General features: G+C 67.9%; 24 protein-coding genes and 2 tRNA genes. 15 read left to right on the top strand and 11 right to left on the bottom strand.

Annotated elements, in window-relative coordinates:
• Positions 1-18 precede the first annotated feature (18 nt).
• Entirely contained in the window at positions 19-477 is a 459-nt protein-coding gene (locus AVL48_RS25000; protein WP_061982374.1) for a PH domain-containing protein, read from the bottom strand.
• 322 nt (positions 478-799) lie between these two features.
• On the opposite strand from AVL48_RS25000, the gene AVL48_RS24995 reads away from it, so the two are divergent.
• The 4 genes from AVL48_RS24995 (at position 800) to AVL48_RS24980 (ending at position 4,580) form a co-directional block, all read left to right on the top strand.
• Positions 800-2,674, top strand: coding sequence for an acetolactate synthase large subunit (locus tag AVL48_RS24995; RefSeq protein ID WP_061982051.1), 1,875 nt, complete (start codon positions 800-802; stop codon positions 2,672-2,674).
• Positions 2,671-3,177, top strand: a complete 507-nt coding sequence (gene ilvN, locus AVL48_RS24990) for an acetolactate synthase small subunit (RefSeq protein WP_034315713.1) — start codon at positions 2,671-2,673, stop codon at positions 3,175-3,177. Before AVL48_RS24995 ends, ilvN begins: the two co-directional genes overlap by 4 nt.
• 42 nt (positions 3,178-3,219) lie before the next feature.
• Complete coding sequence (gene ilvC, locus AVL48_RS24985; RefSeq protein ID WP_061982050.1) at positions 3,220-4,233, top strand: ketol-acid reductoisomerase; 1,014 nt, start codon at positions 3,220-3,222, stop codon at positions 4,231-4,233.
• Between the two features lie 83 nt (positions 4,234-4,316).
• A complete protein-coding gene (locus tag AVL48_RS24980; protein ID WP_061982373.1) occupies positions 4,317-4,580 on the top strand; it encodes a DUF397 domain-containing protein in 264 nt (87 codons plus the stop codon).
• Here AVL48_RS24980 and AVL48_RS24975 read toward each other — a convergent pair.
• From AVL48_RS24975 to AVL48_RS24955, 5 genes are all read right to left on the bottom strand, one after another.
• The gene (locus AVL48_RS24975) at positions 4,577-5,470 is read right to left on the bottom strand and encodes a nuclear transport factor 2 family protein (RefSeq protein ID WP_061982049.1); all 894 of its coding nucleotides are present in this window, start codon (positions 5,468-5,470) and stop codon (positions 4,577-4,579) included. The genes AVL48_RS24980 and AVL48_RS24975 overlap by 4 nt on opposite strands.
• 80 nt (positions 5,471-5,550) lie before the next feature.
• Positions 5,551-6,492, bottom strand: a complete 942-nt coding sequence (locus tag AVL48_RS24970) for an NADP-dependent oxidoreductase (protein WP_061982048.1) — start codon at positions 6,490-6,492, stop codon at positions 5,551-5,553.
• 178 nt (positions 6,493-6,670) lie between these two features.
• Positions 6,671-7,627 carry an ankyrin repeat domain-containing protein gene (locus tag AVL48_RS24965; protein WP_061982047.1) on the bottom strand — a complete coding sequence of 319 codons (957 nt, stop codon included), beginning with the start codon at positions 7,625-7,627 and terminating at the stop codon, positions 6,671-6,673.
• On the bottom strand, positions 7,611-8,447 hold the full coding sequence (locus tag AVL48_RS24960; RefSeq protein ID WP_061982046.1) for a TIGR03620 family F420-dependent LLM class oxidoreductase: 837 nt from the start codon (positions 8,445-8,447) through the stop codon (positions 7,611-7,613). Before AVL48_RS24960 ends, AVL48_RS24965 begins: the two co-directional genes overlap by 17 nt.
• Positions 8,444-9,352, bottom strand: a complete 909-nt coding sequence (locus AVL48_RS24955; RefSeq protein WP_061982045.1) for a TIGR03620 family F420-dependent LLM class oxidoreductase — start codon at positions 9,350-9,352, stop codon at positions 8,444-8,446. Before AVL48_RS24955 ends, AVL48_RS24960 begins: the two co-directional genes overlap by 4 nt.
• Before the next feature lie 95 nt (positions 9,353-9,447).
• Between AVL48_RS24955 and AVL48_RS24950 the strand changes: the two genes are divergently transcribed.
• The 6 genes from AVL48_RS24950 (at position 9,448) to AVL48_RS24925 (ending at position 19,397) form a co-directional block, all read left to right on the top strand.
• Complete coding sequence (locus AVL48_RS24950) at positions 9,448-10,014, top strand: TetR/AcrR family transcriptional regulator (RefSeq protein ID WP_061982044.1); 567 nt, start codon at positions 9,448-9,450, stop codon at positions 10,012-10,014.
• Between the two features lie 95 nt (positions 10,015-10,109).
• Positions 10,110-11,708 carry a phosphoglycerate dehydrogenase gene (gene serA / locus AVL48_RS24945; protein ID WP_061982043.1) on the top strand — a complete coding sequence of 533 codons (1,599 nt, stop codon included), beginning with the start codon at positions 10,110-10,112 and terminating at the stop codon, positions 11,706-11,708.
• Positions 11,709-12,012: 304 nt separating this feature from the next.
• On the top strand, positions 12,013-15,417 hold the full coding sequence (locus tag AVL48_RS24940; protein WP_061982042.1) for a S8 family serine peptidase: 3,405 nt from the start codon (positions 12,013-12,015) through the stop codon (positions 15,415-15,417).
• Between the two features lie 235 nt (positions 15,418-15,652).
• Positions 15,653-16,696, top strand: coding sequence for a 3-isopropylmalate dehydrogenase (locus AVL48_RS24935; RefSeq protein ID WP_037304890.1), 1,044 nt, complete (start codon positions 15,653-15,655; stop codon positions 16,694-16,696).
• Between the two features lie 286 nt (positions 16,697-16,982).
• Positions 16,983-18,617 carry a citramalate synthase gene (gene cimA, locus AVL48_RS24930; RefSeq protein ID WP_061982041.1) on the top strand — a complete coding sequence of 545 codons (1,635 nt, stop codon included), beginning with the start codon at positions 16,983-16,985 and terminating at the stop codon, positions 18,615-18,617.
• Positions 18,618-18,626: 9 nt separating this feature from the next.
• A complete protein-coding gene (locus tag AVL48_RS24925; RefSeq protein WP_061982040.1) occupies positions 18,627-19,397 on the top strand; it encodes a fumarylacetoacetate hydrolase family protein in 771 nt (256 codons plus the stop codon).
• Positions 19,398-19,474: 77 nt separating this feature from the next.
• Here the strand turns inward: AVL48_RS24925 and AVL48_RS24920 are convergent, their stop codons facing one another.
• On the bottom strand, positions 19,475-20,713 hold the full coding sequence (locus AVL48_RS24920; protein ID WP_061982039.1) for an FAD-dependent oxidoreductase: 1,239 nt from the start codon (positions 20,711-20,713) through the stop codon (positions 19,475-19,477).
• A gap of 555 nt (positions 20,714-21,268) precedes the next feature.
• Between AVL48_RS24920 and AVL48_RS24915 the strand changes: the two genes are divergently transcribed.
• From AVL48_RS24915 to AVL48_RS24905, 3 genes are all read left to right on the top strand, one after another.
• On the top strand, positions 21,269-22,003 hold the full coding sequence (locus AVL48_RS24915; RefSeq protein WP_061982038.1) for an HAD family hydrolase: 735 nt from the start codon (positions 21,269-21,271) through the stop codon (positions 22,001-22,003).
• 51 nt (positions 22,004-22,054) lie between these two features.
• Positions 22,055-22,126: transfer RNA gene (locus AVL48_RS24910), tRNA-Gln, on the top strand.
• Between the two features lie 132 nt (positions 22,127-22,258).
• Positions 22,259-22,331: transfer RNA gene (locus tag AVL48_RS24905), tRNA-Glu, on the top strand.
• Positions 22,332-22,601: 270 nt separating this feature from the next.
• On the opposite strand, the gene AVL48_RS24900 is transcribed toward AVL48_RS24905, so the two are convergent.
• Positions 22,602-22,934, bottom strand: a complete 333-nt coding sequence (locus AVL48_RS24900; protein ID WP_061982037.1) for a hypothetical protein — start codon at positions 22,932-22,934, stop codon at positions 22,602-22,604.
• 34 nt (positions 22,935-22,968) lie between these two features.
• On the bottom strand, positions 22,969-23,439 hold the full coding sequence (locus AVL48_RS24895; protein ID WP_061982036.1) for an OsmC family protein: 471 nt from the start codon (positions 23,437-23,439) through the stop codon (positions 22,969-22,971).
• 147 nt (positions 23,440-23,586) lie between these two features.
• Here AVL48_RS24895 and AVL48_RS24890 point away from each other — a divergent pair, with 147 nt between their 5' ends.
• Positions 23,587-23,817 (top strand): hypothetical protein, encoded by a 231-nt coding sequence (locus tag AVL48_RS24890; protein ID WP_208616240.1) that lies wholly within the window; start codon positions 23,587-23,589, stop codon positions 23,815-23,817.
• 62 nt (positions 23,818-23,879) lie between these two features.
• Here AVL48_RS24890 and AVL48_RS24885 read toward each other — a convergent pair whose 3' ends face one another.
• On the bottom strand, positions 23,880-24,101 hold the full coding sequence (locus AVL48_RS24885; protein ID WP_061982034.1) for a DUF6480 family protein: 222 nt from the start codon (positions 24,099-24,101) through the stop codon (positions 23,880-23,882).
• 133 nt (positions 24,102-24,234) lie between these two features.
• Positions 24,235-24,471: a microaggregate-binding protein 1 gene (gene mbp1 / locus AVL48_RS24880; protein WP_061982033.1), complete on the bottom strand. Its 237-nt coding sequence runs from the start codon at positions 24,469-24,471 to the stop codon at positions 24,235-24,237.
• Positions 24,472-24,727: 256 nt separating this feature from the next.
• On the opposite strand from mbp1, the gene AVL48_RS24875 reads away from it, so the two are divergent.
• Entirely contained in the window at positions 24,728-25,153 is a 426-nt protein-coding gene (locus tag AVL48_RS24875; RefSeq protein ID WP_061982032.1) for a Fur family transcriptional regulator, read from the top strand.
• Positions 25,154-25,166 lie beyond the last annotated feature (13 nt).

The raw sequence follows: 25,166 nt of genomic DNA, 5'->3' as shown, positions 1-25,166 counted from the left end.
AAACTGGTCCTACCAATCCTACTCCCCGGAATCGGCGCTCTTCTCCGGAGCCTTGCCGATGTTGTCGGTCAGCCCGGAGGGATCGGCCATGCGGCCCGCGCTGACCAGCGAGATCACCGGAAGATGGCGAGTGCGCACGGCGGGAAGGGCGACCTTGGTCTCGTCCTTCAGCACCGCCTGCACCTTCGCCTTGTCGGTGATGGCGAGGCCCTTGAGGGAGGACCACGGCAACTCCCGCCGTCCGAACATCGTGCGGACCTCCAGGCCGTTCGCCGTCGCGGTCGTGCGGGTCCGGATCACGAACACCGCCAGCGCGATCGGGAAGAGGTAGAGCCATTGGAGGTACGGCACGTCGCCGAACGCGACAGGCGTCACACAAACGACGAGAAAAGCGATCGCCAGCAACGCCGTGTTCGGAATTTTGAAGACGGCCTTACGGTCCTCGTTCGCCTGTTCCTGCTGCTTTTCTTCTGCCACGTCGAAGATGGTGCACCGCCGCCTTCCGGGCCTCGAACGCGGGTCGCGCCACGCCCCCAAGGTGTCCAGCATGCGGAATCGCCGTCCCGCAGAGTTGACACTCTCGACGGGGACCGGCTAGTTTCACCAACGTGACAACGCAGACCGGCCTCGTACTTCCCAAGCGCGTCGACGCTTAGGGAAGTCTCCGCTGCGTCGACGCGCGACCCTCGTGCGACCACTCCGGTCGGCGGGGGTTTTTTGTTGCCTGGAACAATTTCAACCGCCGAACCAGCCAATGAATACCCGAACGAGTGACTAGACAAGACGAGGCATACAAGCGATGACCAGTGCCACCTCGCGAGCTGATGCGAACTCCGGTACCGCCGGAGCCCGACCCAAGCCGGCGCCGCCCGCCGGGACCCCGGTGCGGGTCACGGGCGCGCAGTCGCTCGTCCGTTCGCTCGAGGCGGTGGGCGCGGAAGTCGTGTTCGGTATTCCCGGCGGCACCATTCTTCCGGCGTACGACCCGTTGCTTGACTCGACGAAGGTCCGCCACGTCCTGGTCCGCCACGAGCAGGGCGCCGGCCACGCCGCCACCGGCTACGCGCAGGCGACCGGCAAGGTCGGGGTGTGCATGGCCACGTCGGGTCCCGGCGCGACCAACCTGGTCACCCCGCTGGCCGACGCGAACATGGACTCGGTCCCGGTGGTCGCCATCACCGGTCAGCAGTCGCGTGCGCTGATCGGCACGGACGCCTTCCAGGAGGCCGACATCTGCGGCATCACGATGCCGATCACCAAGCACAACTTCCTGGTCACCGACCCCATCGACATCCCGCGCACCATCGCGGAGGCCTTCCACCTCGCCTCGACCGGCCGCCCCGGCCCGGTCCTGGTGGACATCCCCAAGGACGTCCTGCAGGAGATGACCTCCTTCTCCTGGCCGACGGAGATGCGGCTGCCGGGGTACCGGCCCACGCTGCGCCCGCACGGCAAGCAGGTCCGCGAGGCCGCCCGCCTGATCGGCAAGTCGCGCCGCCCGGTCCTCTACGTCGGCGGCGGCGTCATCAAGGCCGACGCCTCCCGTCAGCTGATGGAACTGGCCGAGCTGACCGGGATCCCGGTCGTCACCACGCTGATGGCCCGCGGCGCGTTCCCCGACTCGCACCCGCAGCACCTCGGCATGCCGGGGATGCACGGTTCGGTCGCCGCCGTCGCCGCGATGCAGCGCGCGGATCTGCTGATCGCCCTCGGCGCCCGCTTCGACGACCGCGTCACCGGGCAGCTGTCCTCGTTCGCCCCGGACGCCGCCATCGTCCACGCCGACATCGACCCGGCGGAGATCTCCAAGAACCGCAAGGCGGACGTGCCGATCGTCGGCGACTGCGCGGAGATCATCACCGAGCTGATCGAGGCCGTCCGCGCCGAGACAGACAAGTCCGCGAAGCCGGATCTGAAGGACTGGTGGACACAGGTCGGCTCCTGGCGCGATGACTACCCGGCCGGTTACGAATGGCCCGAGGACGGAACCCTTTCCCCGCAGTACGTCATCCAGCGCATCGGTGAACTCGTCGGCCCGGACGCGGTCTACACCGCGGGCGTCGGCCAGCACCAGATGTGGGCCGCGCAGTTCGTGAAGTACGAGAACCCGCGCACCTGGATCAACTCCGGCGGCCTCGGCACGATGGGCTTCGCCGTCCCGGCCGCGATGGGCGCCAAGTTCGGCGTCCCGGACAAGCAGGTCTGGGCCATCGACGGCGACGGCTGTTTCCAGATGACGAACCAGGAATTGGCCACCTGCGCCATCGAAGGCGCGCCGATCAAGGTCGCCGTCATCAACAACGGCAACCTGGGCATGGTCCGCCAGTGGCAGAACCTCTTCTACTCGGAGCGGTACTCCAACACCGACCTCGGTACCCACAAGCACCGCATCCCCGACTTCACCCTGCTCGCGGAGGCGCTCGGCTGCGCCGGGCTGCGCTGCGAGACCAAGGAGGACGTCGACGCCACCATCCGGCGCGCCATGGAGATCAACGACCGCCCCGTCGTGATCGATTTCGTGGTGGGGAAGGATGCCCAGGTGTGGCCCATGGTGGCCGCGGGCACCGGTAACGACGAAATCATGGCCGTGCGCGGAATCCGCCCGCTCTTCGACGACGACGAGGTCGCCGCCGAGGCGGAGCTGAACGCCGCCACAGAAGGAGAAACCCGATGAGCGTGCACACCTTGAGCGTTCTGGTGGAGAACAAGCCCGGTGTCCTCGCGCGGGTTTCCGGCCTGTTCTCCCGGCGCGGTTTCAACATCGAATCCCTCGCCGTCGGGCCCACGGAGAACCCCGAGGTGTCCCGGATGACGATCGTGGTCGCCGTCGAAGAGCTACCGCTCGAACAGGTGACCAAACAGCTCAACAAGCTGGTGAACGTCATCAAGATCGTGGAACTGGAAAAGTCCACGGCCGTGCAGCGCGAACTGCTGCTCGTCAAGGTCCGGGCCGACAACACCGTGCGCAGCCAGGTGCTGGAGACAGTCCAGCTTTTCCGCGCGAAGGTGGTGGATGTGTCGCCCGAGGCGCTCACCGTCGAAGCCACCGGGACCTCGGACAAGATCGGTGCCCTGCTGCGGATGCTGGAGCCCTATGGCATCCGCGAACTGGTCCAGTCCGGAATGGTCGCGGTCGGCCGGGGCGCGCGCTCCATCACCGCCACCTCCGCCCGCTGAAAGTCTTTAGTCAGTAAGTCAGGAAAGGAAGTAGTACCCCTCATGGCAGTGGAAATCTTTTACGACGACGACGCGGACCTTTCGATCATCCAGGGTCGCAAAGTCGCCGTGATCGGCTACGGCAGCCAGGGCCACGCGCACTCGCTCAGCCTGCGCGACTCCGGCGTCGACGTCCGCATCGGCCTGCCCGAGGGCTCGAAGTCGCGGGCCAAGGCCGAGGAGCAGGGTCTCCGCGTGCTCACCCCGGCCGAGGCCAGCGACGAAGCCGACCTGATCATGATCCTCGCGCCCGACACCAAGCAGCGCGCGATCTACGAGAAGGACATCGAGCCGCACCTCAAGGACGGCGACGCGCTGTTCTTCGGTCACGGCTTCAACATCCGTTACGACCTGATCAAGCCGCCTGCCAACGTCGACGTCGCCATGGTCGCGCCGAAGGGCCCGGGCCACCTGGTCCGCCGCCAGTTCGTCGACGGCAAGGGCGTCCCGGCGCTCATCGCGGTCGAGCAGGACGCCTCCGGCAACGCGCAGGCGCTCGCGCTGTCCTACGCCGCCGCCATCGGTGGCGCCCGCGCGGGTGTCATCAAGACGACCTTCACCGAGGAGACCGAGACCGACCTCTTCGGCGAGCAGGCCGTTCTCTGCGGTGGCGCCTCCGCGCTGGTGCAGACCGGTTTCGAGGTGCTCACCGAGGCCGGCTACGCCCCGGAGATCGCCTACTTCGAGGTGCTGCACGAGCTGAAGCTGATCGTCGACCTCATGTACGAGGGCGGCATCGCGCGTCAGCGCTACTCGATCTCCGACACCGCCGAGTACGGCGACCTGACCCGCGGCCCGCGCGTCATCTCGCCGGCGGTCAAGGAGGAGATGAAGAAGATCCTCGGCGAGATCCAGGACGGCACCTTCGCCCGCGAATGGGTCGCCGAGGACGAGGCCGGGCGGCCGAACTTCACCAAGCTCGAGGAGCAGGGCAACCAGCACCCGATCGAGGAGACCGGCAAGAAGCTGCGCGACCTGATGTCGTGGGTGGACCGGCCGATCACCGAGACCGCCTAGTTCTCCCTCGAAGGGCCCTTCATCGTGTGAGACACGGTGAAGGGCCCTTCGTTTACGCATCGGAAAGCGATAGCGTGGGCACCATGAGTAAGCAGCCGGTGGACGACAAGGCCCACATCCGGCACGAACTGGACCTGAGCGACGCGAAGTGGATCCGGGCGGAGCCGGAAGGCGCCGATCTCGACGACTGCGTCGAGTACGCCTTCGTGCCGCACACCGACGGTGTCACCTACACCGCGATGCGCCAGTCCTCGAACCCGGACGTCAACATCCTGGTGTTCACCCCGGCGGAATGGGACGCCTTCGTGAAGGGCGTCCGGGACGGCGAATTCAACCTGCCGTCCTAGCTTTCGGCACGCACGCGCGCGATCAGTTCGCCGAGCCGTCCGGTGGCGGCCGCGATGGCGAGATGGTCGGCGTAGTCGCGCGATTCGACGATCAGCCCGTCGCGCACGCGCAGCACGAAGATGTTGGAGACGCGGAACTCCGGGCTGTCTCCCGCCGTGCCCTGGTAGTCGAACTCGCCGATCACCACTTCGGGGTCGAGGGTCTCGTGGATCACCAGATCCCGTACCTGGAAGCGAACCTTGCCCTGCTCGCCGAACTTGAAATGCTCGTGCAGATTCGCCCTGCTCCTCAGCGTCTTCGCACCGGGCAGGAAGGGGTGCGTCACCTGGGTTTCCTCGGCGTAGAGCGCGGATAGTTCACTCCACGCTCCGTCCGCCACGCCGTAGACGAGTCGCTCGAACACCCCGCGCGGACTCTTCGGATCCGCTGTCGACTCGGGCCGGGGCGGGACCGGCGTGATCTCCCGCTCTGCCGTTTCGTAGCTCTTGGCGAGTTCTTCGAGGCCGTCGCGTGCCGCGGTCAGGCGCAGGTAGTCGTGGTAGTCGCGGGAGTGCGCGATGAGTCCGTCTCGTACTCGGAGGACTTGGACATTGGCGATGTCGAAGGATTTCCCGGTGTCGAGCAGTTCACCGACGTTGCGGTACTCGGCGACGATCACCTCTGGGTCGGTTGTCCCGTGAATCAGGACATCCGCTCGTTTCATGCTGACGTTCAGTCCTCCGGAGAAGATCTTTCGCAGCGTTTCGCGACCTTCGAACCGGGACGGCACGGGCGGGCGCTGCGGATTCTCGACGACGGCGTCTTCCGCGTAGAGCTCGAACAGCTCGTCCCACCGTCGGGTGGTGACGAGTTCGGAAAGCTCGGCGAAGACGTCGCGGGGTGTGGTCATGGGTCCTCCCAGTCAGACAAAACGGAGTCTGTAGTCCGTCTCTGACGATACGGACTACAGACTCCACTTGTCCACCGGTTCTACTCGGCGACGGCGAGCACGACCTTCCCGGTGGTGCGGCCGCCTGCCACGAGTTCCTGCGCCTTCGCGGCTTCTTCCAACGGGAACACGGTGTCGATGGTCGGCTTGAGCTGTCCGCCGTCGACCAGGTCCGCCAGTGCCAGTAGCCCGGCGCGATCCGGCTCGGCGAGGGTGAATCCGCAGGTGACGCCCGAGGCGGCGGCCAATTCGGGCATCCGCTCGTCGTTGGTGCGGGTCAGCTGGATCAGCCTGCCGCCGCGGCGCAAGGTCTTGAGCGACCGCGGCCCGTACTCCATGCCGATCGTGTCAAGGACGACGTCGACGTCGCGGACCTCCTCGGCGAAGTCCGCGGCGCGATAGTCGACGAGTTCGTCCGCGCCGAGGCCGCGAAGGAAAGCGTGCTTGGCGGCGCTGGCCGTGCCGATCACGTACGCGCCGCGCGCCTTGGCGATCTGGACCGCGAGATGGCCGACCCCACCGGCCGCCGCGTGGATCAGGACCCGTTGCCCCGGCTGGATGTCGGCCGTGTCGACGAGGCTCTGCCAGACGGTGAGCCCGGCGAGCGGGACCGCCGCCGCGTGCACATGATCCAAAGTGGACGGTTTGCGCGCGAAGTGACGGCTCGGCGCGGCCACGTATTCGGCGTAGGCCCCGGCCTGGAACGGAAACGACGGCATGCCGAAGACCTCGTCACCAGGGGAGAACAGGGACGCACCCGCGCCGACCTCCTCGACCACGCCGGACACGTCCCAGCCGAGGATGTACGGCGGGTCGCCCATCGGGCCGATCCCGCCGGTCTCGCGGGTCTTCCAGTCCACCGGGTTGACGCCCGCGGCGTGCACCCGGACCAGGATCTGAGTCGGGCCGGGCGTGGGCCTCTCGACGTCGACGAGTTCGAGGACTTCGGGGCCGCCCAGGCGGTTTTGGCTGATCGCTCGCATCGGTTCATTGTTCGGTGAGCGTCGTACTTCGGCGAGGCCCGGGCGGGCCAGGGGGCGTCAGGATCGGGACAGGCGCGGCGACGGCTCGACAGGCTCCGGTAGCGCAATGAAGGGGCCTTTCATCGCAAAATTTGCGATGAAAGGCCCCTTCATTGCGCGCTCAGGCTTCATAGCGCGCTCAGGCAGCCCGAAGAACCGACAGGATCTCCGCCTGCCCGAAGTGCTCAGCCCACCCCACGGCCGACGACGAGTACAGCGAGTCCTCAAGGGAAGGATCCGCCCCCGCCGCCAGCAACGCCCGAACCGCCGCGACATGCCCGCCCTGCACGGCCAGATGCAGTGCCGTGACACCCGCGCCATGCGAAAGCCCGCCGAAGGTCCCCTGATGATTCACCGAAGCGCCGAGTTCCGCCAAGGTCCCGATCACCTCGGCTTTCCCCTGCGCCGCGGCCCAAGCCAACGCCGTCCCGCGATGGACTTCGGCGTCCACCTCCGCGCCCCGCGCGACCAGCGTGCGCACCGCGTCGGACCGGTCGTTGCGCGCGGCCCAGGAAAGTGCCTCGTCGACGATCTCGGCCGGATCGTCGCTCGGCCGCCAGTCCGGGAAACCGCTGTGCGGCCGGTAGAACTCGCGATGCGCGCCCGCCGCCGGGGCGAGCGTCCCGTACGGCGCGATCAGGGAATCGAGGAGGTCGGCCCGGCCGAGGCCCGCCGCCACCCGCAGGTTGCCGGGGGACGGATCGCGCGCCGCCAGTACTTCGGCGGCCTCGCGGTGGCCCCAGAACAAAGCGACGACGAGGGGTGTCCCGCCGTCGCCGCGGGCGGACACGTCGACCGGGGCGCCCGCGTCGAGCAGCATCGTGACCAGCGGTGGCAGCCCGGCGTATCCGGCCTGGTGCAGCGCCGTCCAGCCGTGGACGTTCGCCGCCGCCGGATCGGCGCCGTGCTCCAGCAGGAGACGGCACAGCCGCTCGTCACAGGTCGCGGTGGCCATGCCGAGCAGATCGTTCCCGTTCTTCCCGTGCGCGTGGACCAGGGTGGGCAGGTCACCGATCAGCCGCGCGAGCCCGTCGAGATCCCGCGCGTCGATCAGTTCGTGCGCCTTGTCGAAGGCGAGTTCAGCCGGTGACGTCACGGTTCCGCACGCTACCGGCGACCACCGACAACCTTCGCCATTCCGCGAGCGGGATCCGGTCGTCCTCGGTCAGGACCTGCAGGCAGACGTGGTCGGCGCCCGCGTCCAGGTGCGCCCGCACGCGGTCGTGGATCGCGTCCTCCCCGACGGCGACCAACGCGTCGACCAGTCGATCCGAACCGTAATCCTTTTCGGTGAACCCGAACCGGCGCAGGTTCGCCCGGTGGTGGGCAGCCGGCTCCAGGTACGTCGACACGTGCCGCCGGGCGGGTTCCCGATCCGAGCCGAGGACGACGGCCTGTTCGACGGCCAGGTAGGCCGACGGGCCCATGATCCGCCGGGCGTGGGCGGTGTGCTCGACCGGGACGAAGTACGGATGCGCCCCGTCGGCGCGTTCCGCCGCCAGGGCCAGCATCTTCGGTCCCAGCGCGGCCAGGAGCCGCCGACGCGGCGAGTCCGATGTGGACAGCGCGGCCTCGTCCATCCCGTCGAGGTAGCCGCGCATCGCCTCCAGCGGTTTGGCGCCCGGCAGATGTCCGCCGAGCCCGAGGGTGAACCGCCCGGGGTACGCCTCGCCGAGGGTCCGTTCGGCGGCCGCGGCGGCGATCGGCTCCCGGTGGCTGAAGCGCGCGATGCCGGTGGCGATGTTCAGCCGGGCCGTCGCGGCCAGCAGCAGACCCGCTTGCGTGAACGCCTCCCGTCCCAGGTACTCCCCGAACCACAACGTGTCGAATCCCAGTTCTTCGACTTCGGACGCCGCGTCGCGGACTTCGCCGATTTTCTTGCCGTCGAAGGAAAAGGTCCAGATGCCGACGCTCATCGGGTCACCGCCGTCAGTGCCGGGGCGAGCCGTTCGAGCTGAGCCAGCAGTACCTCGAGTTCGTAGCCGACCGGGCTGACGAGCACGGTGTCCGCGCCGGCGTCGACGAGTTCCTTGATCCGCCGCGCGATCTTCTCCTCGTCACCCCAGGCGACCAGCCCGTCCACGAGCCGGTCGCTGACGCCGTCGATGTCCGCGTCGGTGTAGCCCAGCCGCTTCCAGCCCTTGAAGTAGTGCGGGACGTCGTACTGCTTCATCAGCTCGATGTCGTTCGCGACGCTCGCTCGTGCCTGCTCCCGGTCGCCGAGCAGTACCGAATGGGTCGGGATGAGCAACTTGTCCGGTCCGAGGATCTCGCGGGAGTACGGCGTGTGCTCGAAGGGCTGGGCGAACGGATGCGCGCCGTCCGCCGCGTCCCGCGCGAGTTCGAGCATCTTGGGGCCGACGGCGGCGAGGACCCGCGGAAACGGGACCGGCGAAGGGAATTCGGCCGCGGCCTCGGTCATCTTCGCGAGGTACTCACGCGTTTGTTCGAGCGGCCGGTAGTCCGATCCGGACTTCGCGGCCTGGTGAGCGTGGCCGATGCCGACTCCGAGCACGAACCGCCCGGGGAAGGCGTGCGCGAGCGTCCGTCCGCCGGCCTGGGTGGTGTACGCGGGCCGTGACCAGATGTTGGCGATGCCGGTGCCGAGCACCACTCGTTCGGTCGAGGCGAGCGCGATCGCGCTGTGCGCGAACAGTTCCCGGTTCCCCGGCCCCTCGCCGGCCCACACGGTGCGATAGCCCAGCTCCTCCAGTCGTCGCGTCGCCCGTCGTTCCTCGTCGGGTGGTGGCTGGACCATGCCCAGCGGCAACCAGACACCGACCGGTCCGAGCCGGTCCCGGGTCTCTTCGATCAGGTTCATTTTTGTCTCCCCAGCTAACATGAGGCAGCCTCCGGTTACTGGCCGAACTATACGGAGGCTGCCTCCGATTTGTCGAGGCTAGGCTCGGGAGCGCGATGGACACCGTGAAGAGACCGCTGCGCGCGGACGCCCGGCGTAACTACGAGCGCCTCCTCGAAGAAGCGAGGCGTGCTTTCGCCGCGCACGGGGTCGAGGCGTCGCTGGAAGAGATCGCCCGTCAGGCCGGTGTCGGCATCGGGACGCTCTATCGGCACTTCCCGACCCGGGAAGCCTTGGTCGAGACCGTGCTCCGCGAAGGGTTCGACGCGCAGGCCGCGGCGGCCCGCGAACTCCTGGACTCGCCGGAGCCCTTGACCGCGCTGAAGGCGTGGCTCGCCGGGATGGGTGAACAGTCGGCGCGGTACCGCGGACTACCCGAACTGATGGTCGACGTCCTCAACGACGAAACCTCTCCGCTGTACGCCTCGTGTCACGCGATGCAAGAGGGCGTGTCCCATCTGGTGGAAAGGGCGAAGGGCTCGGGGAAGCTCCGGGCGGACGTCACAGCACACGAATTACTGGTGCTGCTGCACGCGCTTTCCTGGGCCAGTGAACATCTTTCGGGTGACAAGGGCCTCGACCGGCTCCTCGATCTCGTTTTCGCCGGATTACGGGCGAGTTAACAATCCCTTGTCACCCGGTCTAAACTGCGGCGCAACCGGGCACAACGGCGTGGCCGTAGTTCTGAGGCACTGGACCAGATAGTGGGAGCCGTATCGTGACCAAGCCGAACAAGCCCGTCGTCCTCATCGCGGAGAAGCTCGCTCCTTCCGTGCTGAGCGTGTTCTCCGACGAGGTCGAGGTCCAGCATGTGGACGGCACGGACCGCCCCGCGCTGCTCGAAGCCGTGAAGACGGCGGACGCGCTGCTCGTGCGGTCCGCCACCAAGGTCGACGCCGAGGTCCTCGCCGCCACCACCTCGCTCAAGGTGGTCGCCCGCGCCGGCGTCGGGCTGGACAACGTCGAGGTCCCCGCCGCCACCGAACGCGGTGTGCTGGTGGTCAACGCGCCGACGTCGAACATCGTCTCCGCCGCCGAGCACGCCGTCGCGCTGCTGCTGGCGGTCGCCCGCCGGGTCCCGGCCGCGGACCAGAGCCTCCAGGGCGGCGCGTGGAAGCGCAGCGCCTACTCCGGTGTGGAGATCCAGGGCAAGACCATCGGCGTGGTCGGCCTCGGCAAGATCGGCCAGCTGTTCGCGCAGCGCCTCGCCGCCTTCGACACCAAGCTCATCGCGTACGACCCCTACGTCTCGGCGGCTCGCGCCGCGCAGCTCGGCATCGAGCTGGTCACCCTGGACGAGCTGCTGGAGCGCGCCGACGCGATCTCCATCCACCTGCCGAAGACCCCGGAGACCAAGGGCCTGATCGGCGCCGAGGCGCTCAAGAAGGTCAAGCCGGGCGTCATCATCGTCAACGCCGCGCGGGGTGGCCTCATCGACGAGGAGGCGCTGGCGGACGCGGTGCGCTCCGGCCACGTCGGCGGCGCCGGTGTCGACGTGTTCGTCACCGAGCCGACCACCGAGAGCCCGCTGTTCGGGCTGCCGAACGTCGTCGTCACGCCGCATCTGGGCGCGTCGACCGCCGAGGCGCAGGACCGCGCGGGCACCGACGTCGCGAAGTCCGTGCTGCTCGCGCTGCGCGGTGACTTCGTGCCGGACGCGGTGAACGTCGCGGGCGGCGGCACGGTCGGCGAGCACGTGCGGCCGTACCTCTCGCTCACCCAGAAGCTCGGCACCGTGCTGACCGCGCTCAACCCGAAGGCGCCGTCCTCGGTCACCGTCGTGGTCAAGGGCGAGCTGTCCAGCGAAGACGTCAGCGTGCTCCCGCTCGCCGCCGAGCGCGGCGTGTTCTCCGGCGTCGTCGAGGACCAGGTCACCTTCGTGAACGCCCCGCGCGTCGCCGAAGAACTGGGTGTCCAGGTCGAACTGGTCACCGAGACCGAAAGCCCCAAGTTCCGCAGCCTGGTCACCGTCCGCGCGGTCTACGCCGACGGCGCGACCCTGTCGGTGTCCGGTTCGGTCACCGGCAAGGACGAGGTCGAGAAGCTGGTCGAGGTCAACGGCCGCCACTTCGACCTGCGCGCCGAGGGCAACGTGCTGCTGCTCGAGTATCCGGACCGGCCCGGCATCATGGGCCGCGTCGGCACGCTGCTCGGCGAGGCGGGCATCAACATCGAGGCCGCGCAGATCAGCCAGACCACCGACGGCGCGGACGCGGTGATGCTGCTGCGCGTCGACCGTTCCGTGGACTCGCACCTGCTGGAGCCGATCGGCGCCACCGTCGGCGCGCACACGATCCGCGCGGTCAACTTCGGCTGATCTCCCGAGTAGTACATGAAGGCCCCCATCCTTGCGCCTGACGCAAGGATGGGGGCCTTCATGTACTTCCGCGATTAGTCGACCAACTGTGGTCGTTGTGTGTGCGGTGTTCGCGAACACGAGCAAGATTCAATAACGGTGAAAAATGCCTACTGAAGTCGGGCTGGTCCCCGGATAGGTTCTTGCGGCGAGGCCGAACCATCGCGTCGTGAAGGGCATGGCGCGGCGCCGGGGCTCACCGTCGGGGGTGTGTTCGAGCGGCAGGCAGGTTCGAAGTCCAGGCCTCGAGTGAGGGCATGTACTCATGAACAGATCCCGCGTACCCCGGTGGGCCATCCGCTCATCGGCCGCGGTCTTCGCCGCACTGCTCGCGACGTCCGTGACCGGGGCGACGGCAGCCGCACAGGATGTCCCGCTCGCGGACGGCGTCACGCCGGCGAAGATCGACCGTAATGGCTTCCAGGGGAAGGTCGAACCGAAGCTCAAGGCCGCGCAGGGGCAGATCACCGCCTTTGTCGAGCTGGCCAAGCAGCCCGCCGTCGACGCCTTCAACGCCGAGCAGAACAAGGGCGCCGGCAAGGAGAAGGCCAAGCAGGCCGCGAAGGCGGCCAAGGCCGACGCCGCCGCCACGGTGAACTCGGTCGTCGGTCAGCTCAAGGCCGCCGACGCCGGCACCCAGCTGGTCACCCAGACCTCGAACGCGGTCGCGGGCGCGGTCGTCACGGCCGACGCGGCGAAGATCCGCGAGCTGGCGAAGCGGCCGGACGTCATCTCCGTCAAGAAGGTGGTGCCGAAGACCCGCACCAACTCCAGCGCGGTCCAGCTGACCAACACGCTCGCGTCGTGGCAGCAGACCGGCCGTTACGGCGACGGCATCCGCGTCGGCGTGATCGACGACGGCATCGACTACACCCACGCCGACTTCGGCGGTCCGGGCACGGCCGAGGCGTACAAGGCGATCAACCGCGACCAGGCCACCCCGGCCTTCCCGACCGGCAAGGTCGTCGGCGGTATCGACCTGGTCGGCGACGCCTACGACTCCGGCAGTGACGACCCGGCCCTCAAGACCCCGAAGCCCGACCCCAACCCGCTCGCCTGCGGCCACCACGGCACGCACGTCGCGGGCACGGTCGCCGGATTCGGTGTCGACGAAGCGGGCAAGACCTTCACGGGCGACTACAAGAAGCTCAACAAGAAGAAGATCGAAGCGATGCAGATCGGCCCGGGCACCGCGCCCAAGGCCCTGCTGTACGCGATCAAGGTCTTCGGCTGCGACGGCTCGACCAACGTCACCTCGCAGGCGCTCGACTGGTCGCTCGACCCGGACGGCGACGGTGACTTCACCGACCACCTCGACGTGGTCAACCTGTCGCTGGGCGGGGATTTCGCCACCCCGGACGACCCGGATTCGCTGTTCGTGCGCAAGATCGCCGCGAACAACGTGGTCCCGGTGTTCTCCGCGGGCAACGGCGGCGACCTCAACGACGTCGGCGGCGCGCCGGGCAACACGCCCGAGGCGCTGACCGTCGCCAGCAGCCGTGACGCGTCCGTCCTGCGCGACGCCGTCGAGGCCGTCGCTCCCGACGGCGTCAAGGGTGCGAAGACCGGGCAGTTCAGCCAGAACTACGCGGCCTACGACACGCTCGACGTCACCGCGCCGGTGGTCACGCTGTCGGCCGACAACGCCGCGGGCTGCAAGCCGTACTCCGCCGCCGACAAGGCGAAGGCCGCGGGCAAGATCGTGTTCCTCGAATGGGACGACAACGACGCGACCCGCGCTTGCGGTTCGGGCGCCCGCTCGAACAACGCGCAGGCCGCCGGTGCCAAGGGCGCCCTGTTCTCGTCCACGCTGGAGCACTTCTCGGCCGGGATCGCGGGCAACGCGGCCCTGCCGACGTTCCAGCTGACCGGCAGCGCGACCGCCTCGGTCCGCCCGGCGCTGGCCGCGGGCACGCTGCAGGTCCGCATGACCGGCAAGGGCCGCGTGTCCGTGCCGACCACCGACCAGTCCATCGTGGACACCCCGAGCTCGTTCACCTCGCGTGGCGGGCGGGGTCCGGCGGTCAAGCCGGACGTCGCGGCGCCCGGTGACTCGATCTCTTCGGCGCTGGCAGGCAGCGGTGCCGGACGCCTGGTCATCTCCGGGACGTCGATGGCGGCTCCGCACACCTCGGGGATCACCGCCCTGATCCGTCAGGCGCACCCCGACTGGTCGGTCGAGGAGGTCAAGGCCTCGGTCATCAACACCGCCGGGCACGACATCCACGACGCCTCCGGCCGCACCTACGGCCCGCAGCGCGTCGGCAGCGGCCGGATCGACGCGAAAGCCGCGCTGGACAACCAGGTCCTGGCCTACGTCGTCGACAACCCCGGCTTCGTCACGGTCAACTTCGGTGTCGTCGAAGCGGGCGGTCCGGTCACGCTGACCAAGACGGTCAAGGTGGTCAACAAGGGCATCAAGCCGGTCGAGTACTCGGTGGGCTACGAAGCCGTGAACTCGCTCCCCGGTGTCGAGTACACAGTGGACAAGCCGACCGTGAAGCTGAGCCCGCGCGGTGTCGCGCTGGTGAAGGTGACCCTGAAGATCGCCGACCCCAAGGCGCTCCGCAAGGTCATGGACCCGACCATGGCGGCGACGCAGGTCGGGCTCGCCCGGCAGTTCGTGGCGGACGCCTCCGGCCGGATCGCGTTCACCCCGAAGAGCGGCACCACCGTTCCGCTGCGGCTCTCGGTGTACTCCGCGCCGAAGCCCGTCTCGTCCATCAACACCCCGGGCAACGTCAACTTCGGCGCCGGCCAGGACCAGGCCGTGCTGAACCTGACCGGCAAGGGCGTGGACCAGGGCACCGGTCCGCAGCGGTACCGCTCGCTGATCAGCGTGCTCGAACTGCAGGCGGAATCCCCGCAGCTGCCCGAGTGCGACGGCGACGTCACCACCGACTGCACGCTGAACCAGACCGCCAAGGGCGGCGACCTGCGCTACGTCGGCGCGGCGTCCACGGCTCCGCTGGCCAAGGCGCAGGGGCAGCCGGAGAACGCGTTGCTGGCCTTCGGTCTCACCACCTGGAGCGATCTGGCCAACATGGGCAGCAACACCTCGCCGTTCGTGGACATCGACACCACGGGCGACGGACAGCCGGACTTCGAAACCTATGTGACCAAGGTGACGTCCACCGACGTCCTCGTGGCGGTCACCGTGGCGCTGAAGCCGGGCTTCCCGCAGGTGGACATCCAGCCGGTCAACGGCCAGCTCGGCGACGTCGACACCAACGTGTACGACACCAACGCCGTCGTGCTGCCGGTGAGCATCGCGGCACTGGGCATCGATCCGAACGCCGCGTCGCACAAGATCAGCTACACGGTCGGGACCTCCGGGTTCTACGCGGCGCCCGGTGCGGGCTCGTCGACGATCGACTACGTCGGCACGCCGCTTTCGTTCGACGCCTTGGCTCCCTCGTACACGGTCCAGGGCGGCGGCGACTCCGCGCTGGGCTACGTAGCGAAGCCGGGCACGGCGCTGGTGGTCAACCGCAACGCGGCCGCGCAGGACACCGTCCTCGGTCTGCTGGCGATCGAGCACCACAACGCCTCGGGCAACCGGGCGAACGTGGTGAAGATCCAGGCGAACTCCGGTGGCGGGAACGCCGGTGTCGACCGGCCGGGCAACGGTGGCCGGCACACCGGGCGTCAGCCGATCGGGGTGGGTTGATCGGTAGTGCGGTAATCCGCGTTCGATGAGGTGAAGGACGCCCTGGCGGCAAGGTGTGCGCCAGGGCGTCCCTTCTTGTATTCACCCTTTCGGCTGTCTCGCTCTGTGGGAGGTTCCGGCATAAGGGTGGTGCGGCTACGGCTACCGGGCTACAGCCGGTAACCTTCCGCTGCTGGCGTTTTCTTGCGGATGGGCCATCCGGACTGCCGGTGGCCTGGTCTACGGAGGTGTGTGGATGCGGCTCGCGGTGATCCCAGGAGACGGGATCGGGCCCGAAGTGGTCTCCGAGGCGCTCAAGGTGCTCGGTGAGGTCGTACCGGCGGCGGAGATCACGAACTACGACCTCGGCGCCGCCCGGTGGCACTCCACCGGTGAGCTGCTCCCGGAGTCCGTACTCGGTGAACTCCGGCAGCACGACGCGATCCTGCTGGGCGCGGTGGGCGACCCGACGGTGCCGAGCGGCATTCTGGAGCGTGGGCTGCTGCTGCGGCTCCGGTTCGAGCTCGATCACCATGTGAACCTCCGCCCCGCGCGGTTGTACCCGGGGGTGCGCGGCCCGCTCGCCGATTCGGGCGAGATCGACATGGTCGTCGTGCGTGAAGGCACCGAAGGCCCGTACGCGGGCAACGGTGGCTTGCTGCGCAAGGACACCGAGCACGAGATCGCGACGGAGGTCAGCGTCAACACGGCGTTCGGCGTCCGGCGCGTGGTGACCGACGCGTTCAACCGTGCCGAGGCGCGGCCTCGCAAGCATCTGACGCTGCTGCACAAGACGAACGTGCTGGAGTACGCGGGTTCGCTGTGGTCGCGGATCGTCGAAGAGGTCTCGTTGGAGCACCCGGAGGTGACGGTCGCCTACTCCCATGTGGACGCCGCGACCATCCACCTGGTGACCGACCCGTCCCGCTTCGACGTCGTGGTGACGGACAACCTGTTCGGCGACATCATCACCGACCTCGCGGCGGCCGTGACCGGTGGCATCGGGCTCGCGGCGAGCGGGAACCTCGACATCACGCGGCGGAACCCGAGCATGTTCGAGCCGGTGCACGGCAGTGCCCCGGACATCGCGGGCCAGGGTCTCGCCGACCCGACCGCCGCGGTGCTTTCGGTCGCGTTGCTGCTGGACCACTTGGGACAGAAGGAAGCGGCGCGGCGGATCGAGGCCTCGGTTGCCTTCGACCTCGCGACCCGCGACCAGGCGTCGCCCGGCGCGACGCACGCGATCGGGGACCGGCTGGCGGCCCTCGTTTCGTCGAACGTGCGCACGGTCACTCAGTAGTCGTTCGGGCAAAGCTCCGCAATGAAGGGGCCTTTCATCGCAAATTTTGCGATGAAAGGCCCCTTCATTGCGTCTCGCGACTCCCAGGTAGTGGGAAGTGACGCCCGGCTTGTGGACGCCCGGCGAGGCGTGTGTCATGATGCGTTCGTGACCTCCTGCACCATCATTATCGCCGAGCGCGCCGGATAACCGCTCCACAAGAGCTCCCGGCGCGCAACCTCTCGCACCCATGCGGGAGGTTTTTTTGTTGCCTGAACCAGCTTCGCCCCACCACGAGGAGTTCCCCGTGACTCGCACGGAGCCCGCCGACACCCCGCTCGGCGACGCATTCCACCTCTACGACACGACGTTGCGCGACGGCGCGCAGCGCGAGGGGATCTCCTACTCCGTCACGGACAAACTGGCGGTGGCGAGGCTGCTCGACGACCTCGGGGTCGGGTTCATCGAAGGCGGCTGGCCGGGCGCGCTGCCCAAGGACACGGAATTCTTCGCCCGCGCCGCTTCCGGCGAACTGAAACTCCGCCACGCCGCGCTCGTGGCCTTCGGCGCGACCCGGAAGGCGGGCACCAAAGCGGACGAGGACACCCAGGTTCGCGCCCTGCTCGACGCCCAGGCGCCGGTGATCACGCTGGTGGCCAAATCGGACCTTCGCCACATCGAGCGCGCGCTGCGGGTCGACGTCGACGAAGCCTGCGCGATGGTACGGGACACCGTCGCGTTCCTCGTCGGCGAAGGACGTCGCGTCTTCCTTGACGCGGAACACTTTTTCGACGGCTACGCGTTTTCCCCGGTCACCGCGCTGAAGGTGCTCGACGCGGGGATGGACGCCGGTGTCGACGTCGCCGTGCTGTGCGACACCAACGGCGGCCAATTGCCGCTCGGCCTCGCGGAAACCGTCCGCGAGGTCAAGGAAAGGACCGGATTCCGGCTCGGAATCCATTGCCAGGACGACACTTCCTGCGCGGTGGCGAACTCCGTCGCCGCCGTGCAGGCCGGCGTGACGCACGTCCAGTGCACCGCCAATGGTTACGGCGAACGGGCGGGTAACGCCGATCTGTTCGCCGTGACGGGAAATCTGGTGACCAAGCTCGGAATGGAGGTGCTCCCGACCGGAGGCGCCGCCGAGCTCACCCGGGTCTCCCATGCGCTTGCCGAAATCGCCAACCTCGCCCCCTACACCCACCAGGCTTACGTAGGGGCGTCGGCCTTCGCCCACAAGGCGGGACTGCACGCGAGCGCGATCAAGGTGGATCCGTTGCTGTACAACCACATCGATCCAGCTTCTGTCGGCAATGACATGCGGGTACTGGTCACCGAGATGGCCGGCAGGGCCAGCCTGGAGCTCAAGGGACGTGAGCTCGGGGTCGACCTTGCCGGCCAGCCCGAGGCGCTGACGAGCGCCGTACGCAAGGTGAAGCAACTCGAATCCGAAGGCTGGTCCTTCGAGGCCGCGGACGCTTCACTGGAACTGTTGCTGCGGCGGGAGGTCGACGGCCCGCAGAACGACGTCCTCGACGAACCGCCGTTCGAACTCGAGTCCTACCGGGTCGTACTGGACCACCGTTCCGACGGCGAGGTCGTCTCCGAGGCGACGGTGAAGGTGCACGTCGCCGGACAGCGGGTGATCGCCACCGCCGAAGGCAACGGCCCCGTGCACGCGCTCGACGCCGCCCTGCGCGAGGCGCTCAGCCCGCATCTGTCCTGGTTGGACAGTGTCGAGCTGGCCGACTACAAGGTGCGGATCCTGCCCGGCCATCCGGGCACCGACGCCGTCACGCGCGTGCTCGTCGAGACCAGCGACGGCGAACGGGAGTGGACCACGGTCGGCGTGCACGGCAACATCGTCGAGGCGAGCTGGCTCGCGCTGTGCGACGCGCTCGTGCACAAGTCCCTCAGTGAGGCACCCGCGCACAGGTCGTAGAGTGGGGGAGTGCGCCTAGCCCGAATTGCTCATCCCGGTGGTGTCGCGTTCGCTTCGATCGAAGGGGACGGCGACGACGCCCAGGTACTGGAAATCGCCGAGCACCCCTTCGGCAACCCCAACTTCACCGGCAAGCGCTGGCCGCTCGCCGACGTCCGGCTGCTCGCGCCGATCCTTCCGTCGAAGGTGATCGCCGTCGGCCGCAACTACGCCAAGCACGCCGCGGAGTTCGGCAACGAGGTCCCGGCGGACCCGATGCTGTTCATCAAGCCGTCGACCACGGTGATCGGCCCGAACGCGCCGATCCGCCGTCCCGACGGCATCGGCCGCGTCGACTTCGAGGGCGAACTGGCGATCGTCATCGGCCAGCCGGTGAAGAACGTGCCCGCCGCCCGCGCGGCGAGCGTGATCCTCGGCTACACCGTCGCGAACGACGTCAGCGCGCGTGACCTGCAGAAGGCCGACGGCCAGTGGGGCCGGGCGAAGGGTTTCGACACCTTCTGCCCGCTGGGTCCGTGGATCGAGACCTCGATCGACGCGACCGACCTCGCGCTCAGGTCCGAGGTCGACGGTGTGCTCAAGCAGGACGGCCGGACGTCGGACCTGGTCCACAAGATCCCCGAACTGGTCGAATTCGTGTCCGGGGTGATGACCCTGCTGCCCGGCGACGTCATCCTGACCGGGACCCCCGAGGGCGTCGGCCCGATCGAGGACGGTCAGTCGGTTTCGATCACCATCGACGGCATCGGCACCCTGACGAATCCGGTCCAGGCCGTCTGACCCAAGCGCAATGAAAGGCCCCTTCATCGCAAAATTTGCGATGAAGGGGCCTTTCATTGCATGCGCGCGGCCGCCCGTCAGCTCCCGGCCGGTTCCATCGCCCGCCGCGCGAAGGCGGGGGCGTGCTCGGGCCGGAGGCCGAGACCCAGCACTCGCGCGGGCACGTAGGAGAGCACGGGGAAGCGGCTGAACAGCTTCACCATCAGCGCGGGCGGGCCGTTGCGCTTGCCCTCCATGACCGGCCGCATGATGTTCTCGTGCAGTATCCGCTGGACCCCCTGCACCAGCATCGTCGGCGCGAGACGGCGTTTACGGACCTTCGCCAGGTCCGCCACCGACGGCCTTCCCCGCCGCAGCGGCTCGGCGAGCAGGCCGGCGGCCGCGACCGCGTCCTGCACCGCGAGGTTGATACCGACCCCGCCGACCGGTGACATCGCGTGCGCCGCGTCACCGATGCACAGCAGCCCGTCGATGTGCCACTTCCGCAGCAGGTTCATCTTGACGTCGAGGAACTTGACGTCGTCGGTCGTCTTCAGCTCGTCCACGCGGTCGGCCAGCTCGGGGAGGATCGCGGCCACGTTCTCCCGGAACGCTTCGATGCCCTTCTCCCGGAGGTCGCCGCCCTTGGGGCTGAGATAGGCGATCTGGAAGTACCCCTTGCGCGGGAGCGGCACCGCGAAGCGGCGATCCCGCATCTTCGGGGTCAGCATGCCCTCGCCCTCGCCGTCCCGCCGCGAGATCCGGAACCACCACGCGTCGAACGGGATGGCGTAGTCCTTGGTCGTCAGCCCGGCCTCCCGCCGGGCCAGGGACCAGCGTCCGTCGGCGGCGATCACCAGGTCGGCGCGTAGTTCGCCGGTCTTGCCGTCGGCGTCGCGGTAGCGGACCCCGCTCACCCGGCCCCGCTCCAGGAGCAGACCGGTCATCTCGGTGCTCTGCCGCAGCGTGAACGTGGGCTCTTTCGCGCCGGCATCGGCGAGCAGGTCCAGGAAGTCCCACTGCGGGACCATCGCGATGTAGGGGTGCGCCACCTTCAGCCGGGTCAGATCGGCCAGGCGCATCATCGTGCCGTCCTCGGCGGGGAACCCGGCGTAGGAGATCTCACTGTGCGGCAGGCTGAGGAACTTCTCGCCGAGCCCCAGTTCGTCCAGCAAGGTCAACGTCGACGGGTGCACGGTGTCGCCGCGGAAGTCCCTCAGGAAGTCCTTGTGCTTCTCCAGCACCGTGACCTCGATGCCGGCCCTGGCCAGCAGCAACCCGGCGACCATGCCCGCGGGGCCACCGCCGACGACCACGCAGTTCGTGCGTTCGCTCATCCGTCCCACCCCTTCGAAACCTTATTCATCACTTGTTGAATAAGCTCAGCATGCACCTGTCCGGCCGGTGCGTCAAGCGCCATCCGGACGGAGTCGCCGGTCGGGGCGGCGGGACGGCCCGCGTGCTCCGCGTGTGCGCGATTGACTGTCCAAAATGGAATCGGGTCGAGTGGGAACGGTCCCGGAAGGACAGTCGCAGAGGAACGCGGATGAAGGTGCGCTTGTGGACGGTCCGGGTATCAAGTCCTGTAAGGCTTTTCTGGCCGTCACTGGGTGTGCGCGACGTGGCGGCCGCGAGGCGCGCCGAACGGTGACCTTTCACTCGGTCGTCATCGTTCGGTGTTGTCCGGTAACCAAAACACGACATCTCACCAACTGGGAGTAGAGTGCCCGCGCCGGAACAGAGCAGCCTTAATCACCTCATCGGCAGAGTCGCGATCGCGCTGAGTGCCCTAGCCTCACTTGGTGGATTTCGCTCTCGTGCCCCGGACCCCGTCACGAACCACGCCTGCCGTTCCGGACGGAGCCCCTTGGGAGCCCCCGGAGTTGCGGTTGGTGTGTCTCGACATCGACGACACTTTGATCGACTGCACGGCGGCGATCCGGCTCAGCCTGCGCACTCTCACCGGCCAGAGCGACCTTTGGCCGCTATGGGATCTCATCACCGAGGAGCATGTCGCACTGGTGGTCGCAGGCGAAATCGATTACGCGACCATGCATCACAAGCGTACTGAATGCTTCCTCGCGGAGATCGGCATTTCGGCCGACGAAGAGCAGGTCACCGGCTTCGAAAGACGTCGACGTGAAATTCTCACACGTTCATGGCAATTGTTCGACGATGTCCTTCCCTGCCTGGAATGGCTACGCGCCGCCGGTGTCCTCGTCGCGGCCGTCACGAACGCGTCCGGCGCGCATCAGCGCAAGAAGATCGCCGACCTCGGTCTCGCCCGGTTCTTCGACCACGTGGCCATCGCCGGTGAACTCGGAGTAGCCAAGCCGGACCCGGTGATGTTCCACTCGGTCTGCCTCGGCCTCGGCTGCGACCCGGCGCAAGCGGTCCACGTCGGGGACAAGCTCGACACCGACGCCATCGGCGCACGCGACGCCGGCTTGGGTGCCGTATGGCTCGACCGGGACGGCATCGCCGAGCGCGCCCCGGCGGGCGTGCACACCATCGCCGGCCTCGACGAGCTCCCTGAGCTGCTGGTTTCCGAGTTCGCGAAGCTCGGCGTCCCGGTCCAGCGCGCTACGGAGACCCCCGCTTTCACGGTGCGGAACAGCGTGCTCTAGTATTCTTTCTCGTGCGGTGCTGAGCCGGTCAAGACTGGAACGGTACCTCACTGGGGTATGGTGTAATTGGCAGCACGACTGGTTCTGGTCCAGTTAGTCTAGGTTCGAGTCCTGGTACCCCAGCTGGAGAACTCTCCGGAGTGAAACACAGAGTGACCCCCCTGCGAAGGCGGGAAACCCGGTCTGGTAAGTTTCTCCGCAGCAACACAGCAGGTCAACAACTGAAAACCTCCTCTCGCAGGAGGGAAGATCCTAGCCCCCGTCGTCTAGCGGCCTAGGACGCCGGCCTCTCACGCCGGTAGCGTGGGTTCGAATCCCATCGGGGGTACTTCACGAAAAGCGCCGATCATTTCGATCGGCGCTTTTTATTATTTCGGGAGCCGGGTGAGCGGTGTCACCTCGGCTCGAACGGTGTTCCTGCGTCCGCCGTCGTCCACAGTGGTCAGGTCGCTTCCGGAATGGACGTACGGTCGGGTCTGAAGATCCGGCCGGCGACGGCGCGACTGACGATCGTCCTTGACGACGTTGGCCACCCGCCTGATCGGATGTGCTGTCGAGAAGGGCGAGCAGAACGGGCTTTGGCGCCGGTGGTCCCTGGCTACGTCGCAAGTCCGCGGTACGGTCGCACGACGGCTTTGACGAACGCCGCGACCTGCTCGTCGATGTGCGCCTTCCCTTCGGACACCTCGAGAGTGATCAACTGCCCCGCCACCGAGCTTTTCGGTGGCTCGCCCCGCCTGGCCAGTCGGGCGGCGCGCTCGGCGTCGGAGGCGCGGACGTGGACGATCTGCGACGCCGCCAGGACCTCGTCGCCGGACACCTGGAACGCGCCACCCTGCCGGGCGCTGAAACCCGCGCCGCGACCGTCACCGAGGAGCATCAAGGCGTGGAGGAAGCCTTGGAACGTGAGGAATTCGTCGGCTCGGGACATCGCGTCGGGGACAACGCTGATGGAGCAGCGGGTGTCAGTCGTCGGCGAAGGCGGGCTCGGTACGGACCTCGAAATTGACGGAGTTGGCGATGAAGCACAGTTTGTGGGCCTCTTCGTGTACCGCGAGGGCTCGTTCGCGGTCGGCCGGTGAGGCCAGCTTCACCAGCGGACGGAGGACTGCTTCTTCGAAACGGCCACCGCCGGCGGCGTTCTCGACCATGGTGCCGGACGGGCTGTCGGAGTACTCGGTGACCACGATGCCCTCACGGGCGCAGAGCACGAGATACCACAGCATGTGGCACTGGGAGAGAGAGACGATCAGCAGTTCTTCGGGGTTCCACCGCTCCGGCAGGCCGCGGAAAGCCGGATCGGCGGTGCCGGGAATCATCGGTTTGGAACCCGCGCTGATCTCGTGATCCCGGCTGAAGTCGCGGTAGCCGGTGGTGCCCGACCCGGTGTTGCCGGTCCATCGCACCGTGGCGATGTAGTGATGACTCTTGGTCAAGGATCTCCTCTTTCCGGCAGGCTGTTCGATGGACGCCTTCGACTCCATGCCTGACTCGACGGGGAACTCGGTCACCGGCCCGGCATGAAACCGGCTGGTGCCGGGTATGCGGTCAGTTCAGGAGCAAGTCCGAGGAAAGGAGCGATCGTGACGCACACCGAGACCGGCGAGATCACCGGCACCAAGGACAAGCACTACAACCTTATCTGGTTCACCGAGGCCTGCCTGTCCAACGCGCTGCGCATGGAGGCCTATGCGAAGGACGCGGACCGCGACGGTGACGAGGAACTGGCCGGCTTCTTCCGCCGCGCGCAAGAAGAGAGCCGCAAGGGTGCCGAGCAGGGCAAGAAGCTTTTGGCGAGCCGCTTGTCCCAGTAACGGACGCGGAAATGATGCCCGGCACGGTCGCTCGTGTCGGGCATCGGTCGTCTATGCCCGTGTCAGAGCAGGTCGAGAGCGCGCAGTACGAAGAAACCGGCGACGCCCAGTACCAGGACTCCGATCACGATGAGCGTGATGATTCCCGGTGCGCGCGACGGGATCGGCTGAGGGTGCGAAAGGCCGGAGGTCTGCCCGGCGTCGGGTGGAACGTCCCCCGGCTGCACGGAACCACCTGGTTCGAGGCCTGGGACGTCTTCGGGTTCGGGGCCGGGTGCGGTCATGTCTCCTCGTTGCGGCAGTGGCCCCGGTCCGGCGGTCCGGCGCCGAGGCTCTTCGATCGGTCCTGAAGCAACGGACAGCCGCCGGACGCTCCGTCCGGCGGCTGCTCGCTGTGCGGACCATCTGACGTCGCGCCTACTGTTCCTTGCGCTCGCGTGCCTCGGCCAGGTCGGCTTCGGCCCTCGCGCGATCCGCCTGTGCCTCCTTCTCGGCGACCTGCTCCTGCGCGGACGCCTTGTCCTGTTGCGCCTTGCCTTCGCGCTCCAGGGAGTCGTTACCCGTGAAGGTGCCCGCGGTCTCCTTGACCTTGCCCTTGATGTCCTCGATGGCGCCCTTGACGCCTTCGGCGGACGCGTCGCTTCGGTCGGTCATCTGCGCCTCCTTGAGGTCGTGTCCTGGGATCGTGAAGTTTCGGACCCTGCCGGCGAGTACCCGGAATCGCGGCGACTATGCGGCGACCGAGGTCGGCGGTGCTCAAGGTCGCCGACGTAGTGGGCCCGACGATCCACAGTGGACGTCCCGGACCCGTCCCGGGAGGACGATCCGTGGCTCGCGCGACCGCGCCCGTGACGGGTGAATCCCCACCCTGATTTGACTGATTCCAGACAAGCTCTTATCGTCGTCGGTGATGTCGGATTTCGAAGCACAGCTGCGGGCCGTCTCGCTGCGCGTGACCAGGCCGAGGTTGGCCGTGCTCGCGGCGCTGCGTGATCATCCGCACGTCGATACCGAAACGGTGATCGCGCTGGTGCGGGCCGAACTTCCCTCGGTCTCGCATCAGGCGGTGTACGACGTCCTGCGCGCGCTCACCGAAACCGGCCTGGTCCGGCGTATCCAGCCCGCCGGTGCGCTCGCCCGCTATGAAACCCGGGTGGGGGACAATCACCACCACGTCGTGTGCCGGTCCTGCGGTGCGATCGAGGACATCGATTGCGCCGTCGGCCACGCCCCCTGTCTGACCGCCTCGGGCGATCACGGTTTCGTGGTCGACGAGGCGGAGGTCGTCTTCTGGGGTCTTTGCCCTGGTTGCGCGGCCGAACCCAGCCAACGATGATTCGCCTGCTCGG

Source organism: Amycolatopsis regifaucium (genome assembly GCF_001613935.1).
Taxonomy (GTDB): Bacteria; Actinomycetota; Actinomycetes; order Mycobacteriales; family Pseudonocardiaceae; genus Amycolatopsis; species Amycolatopsis regifaucium.
This window is presented reverse-complemented; position numbering and strand designations above follow the sequence as displayed.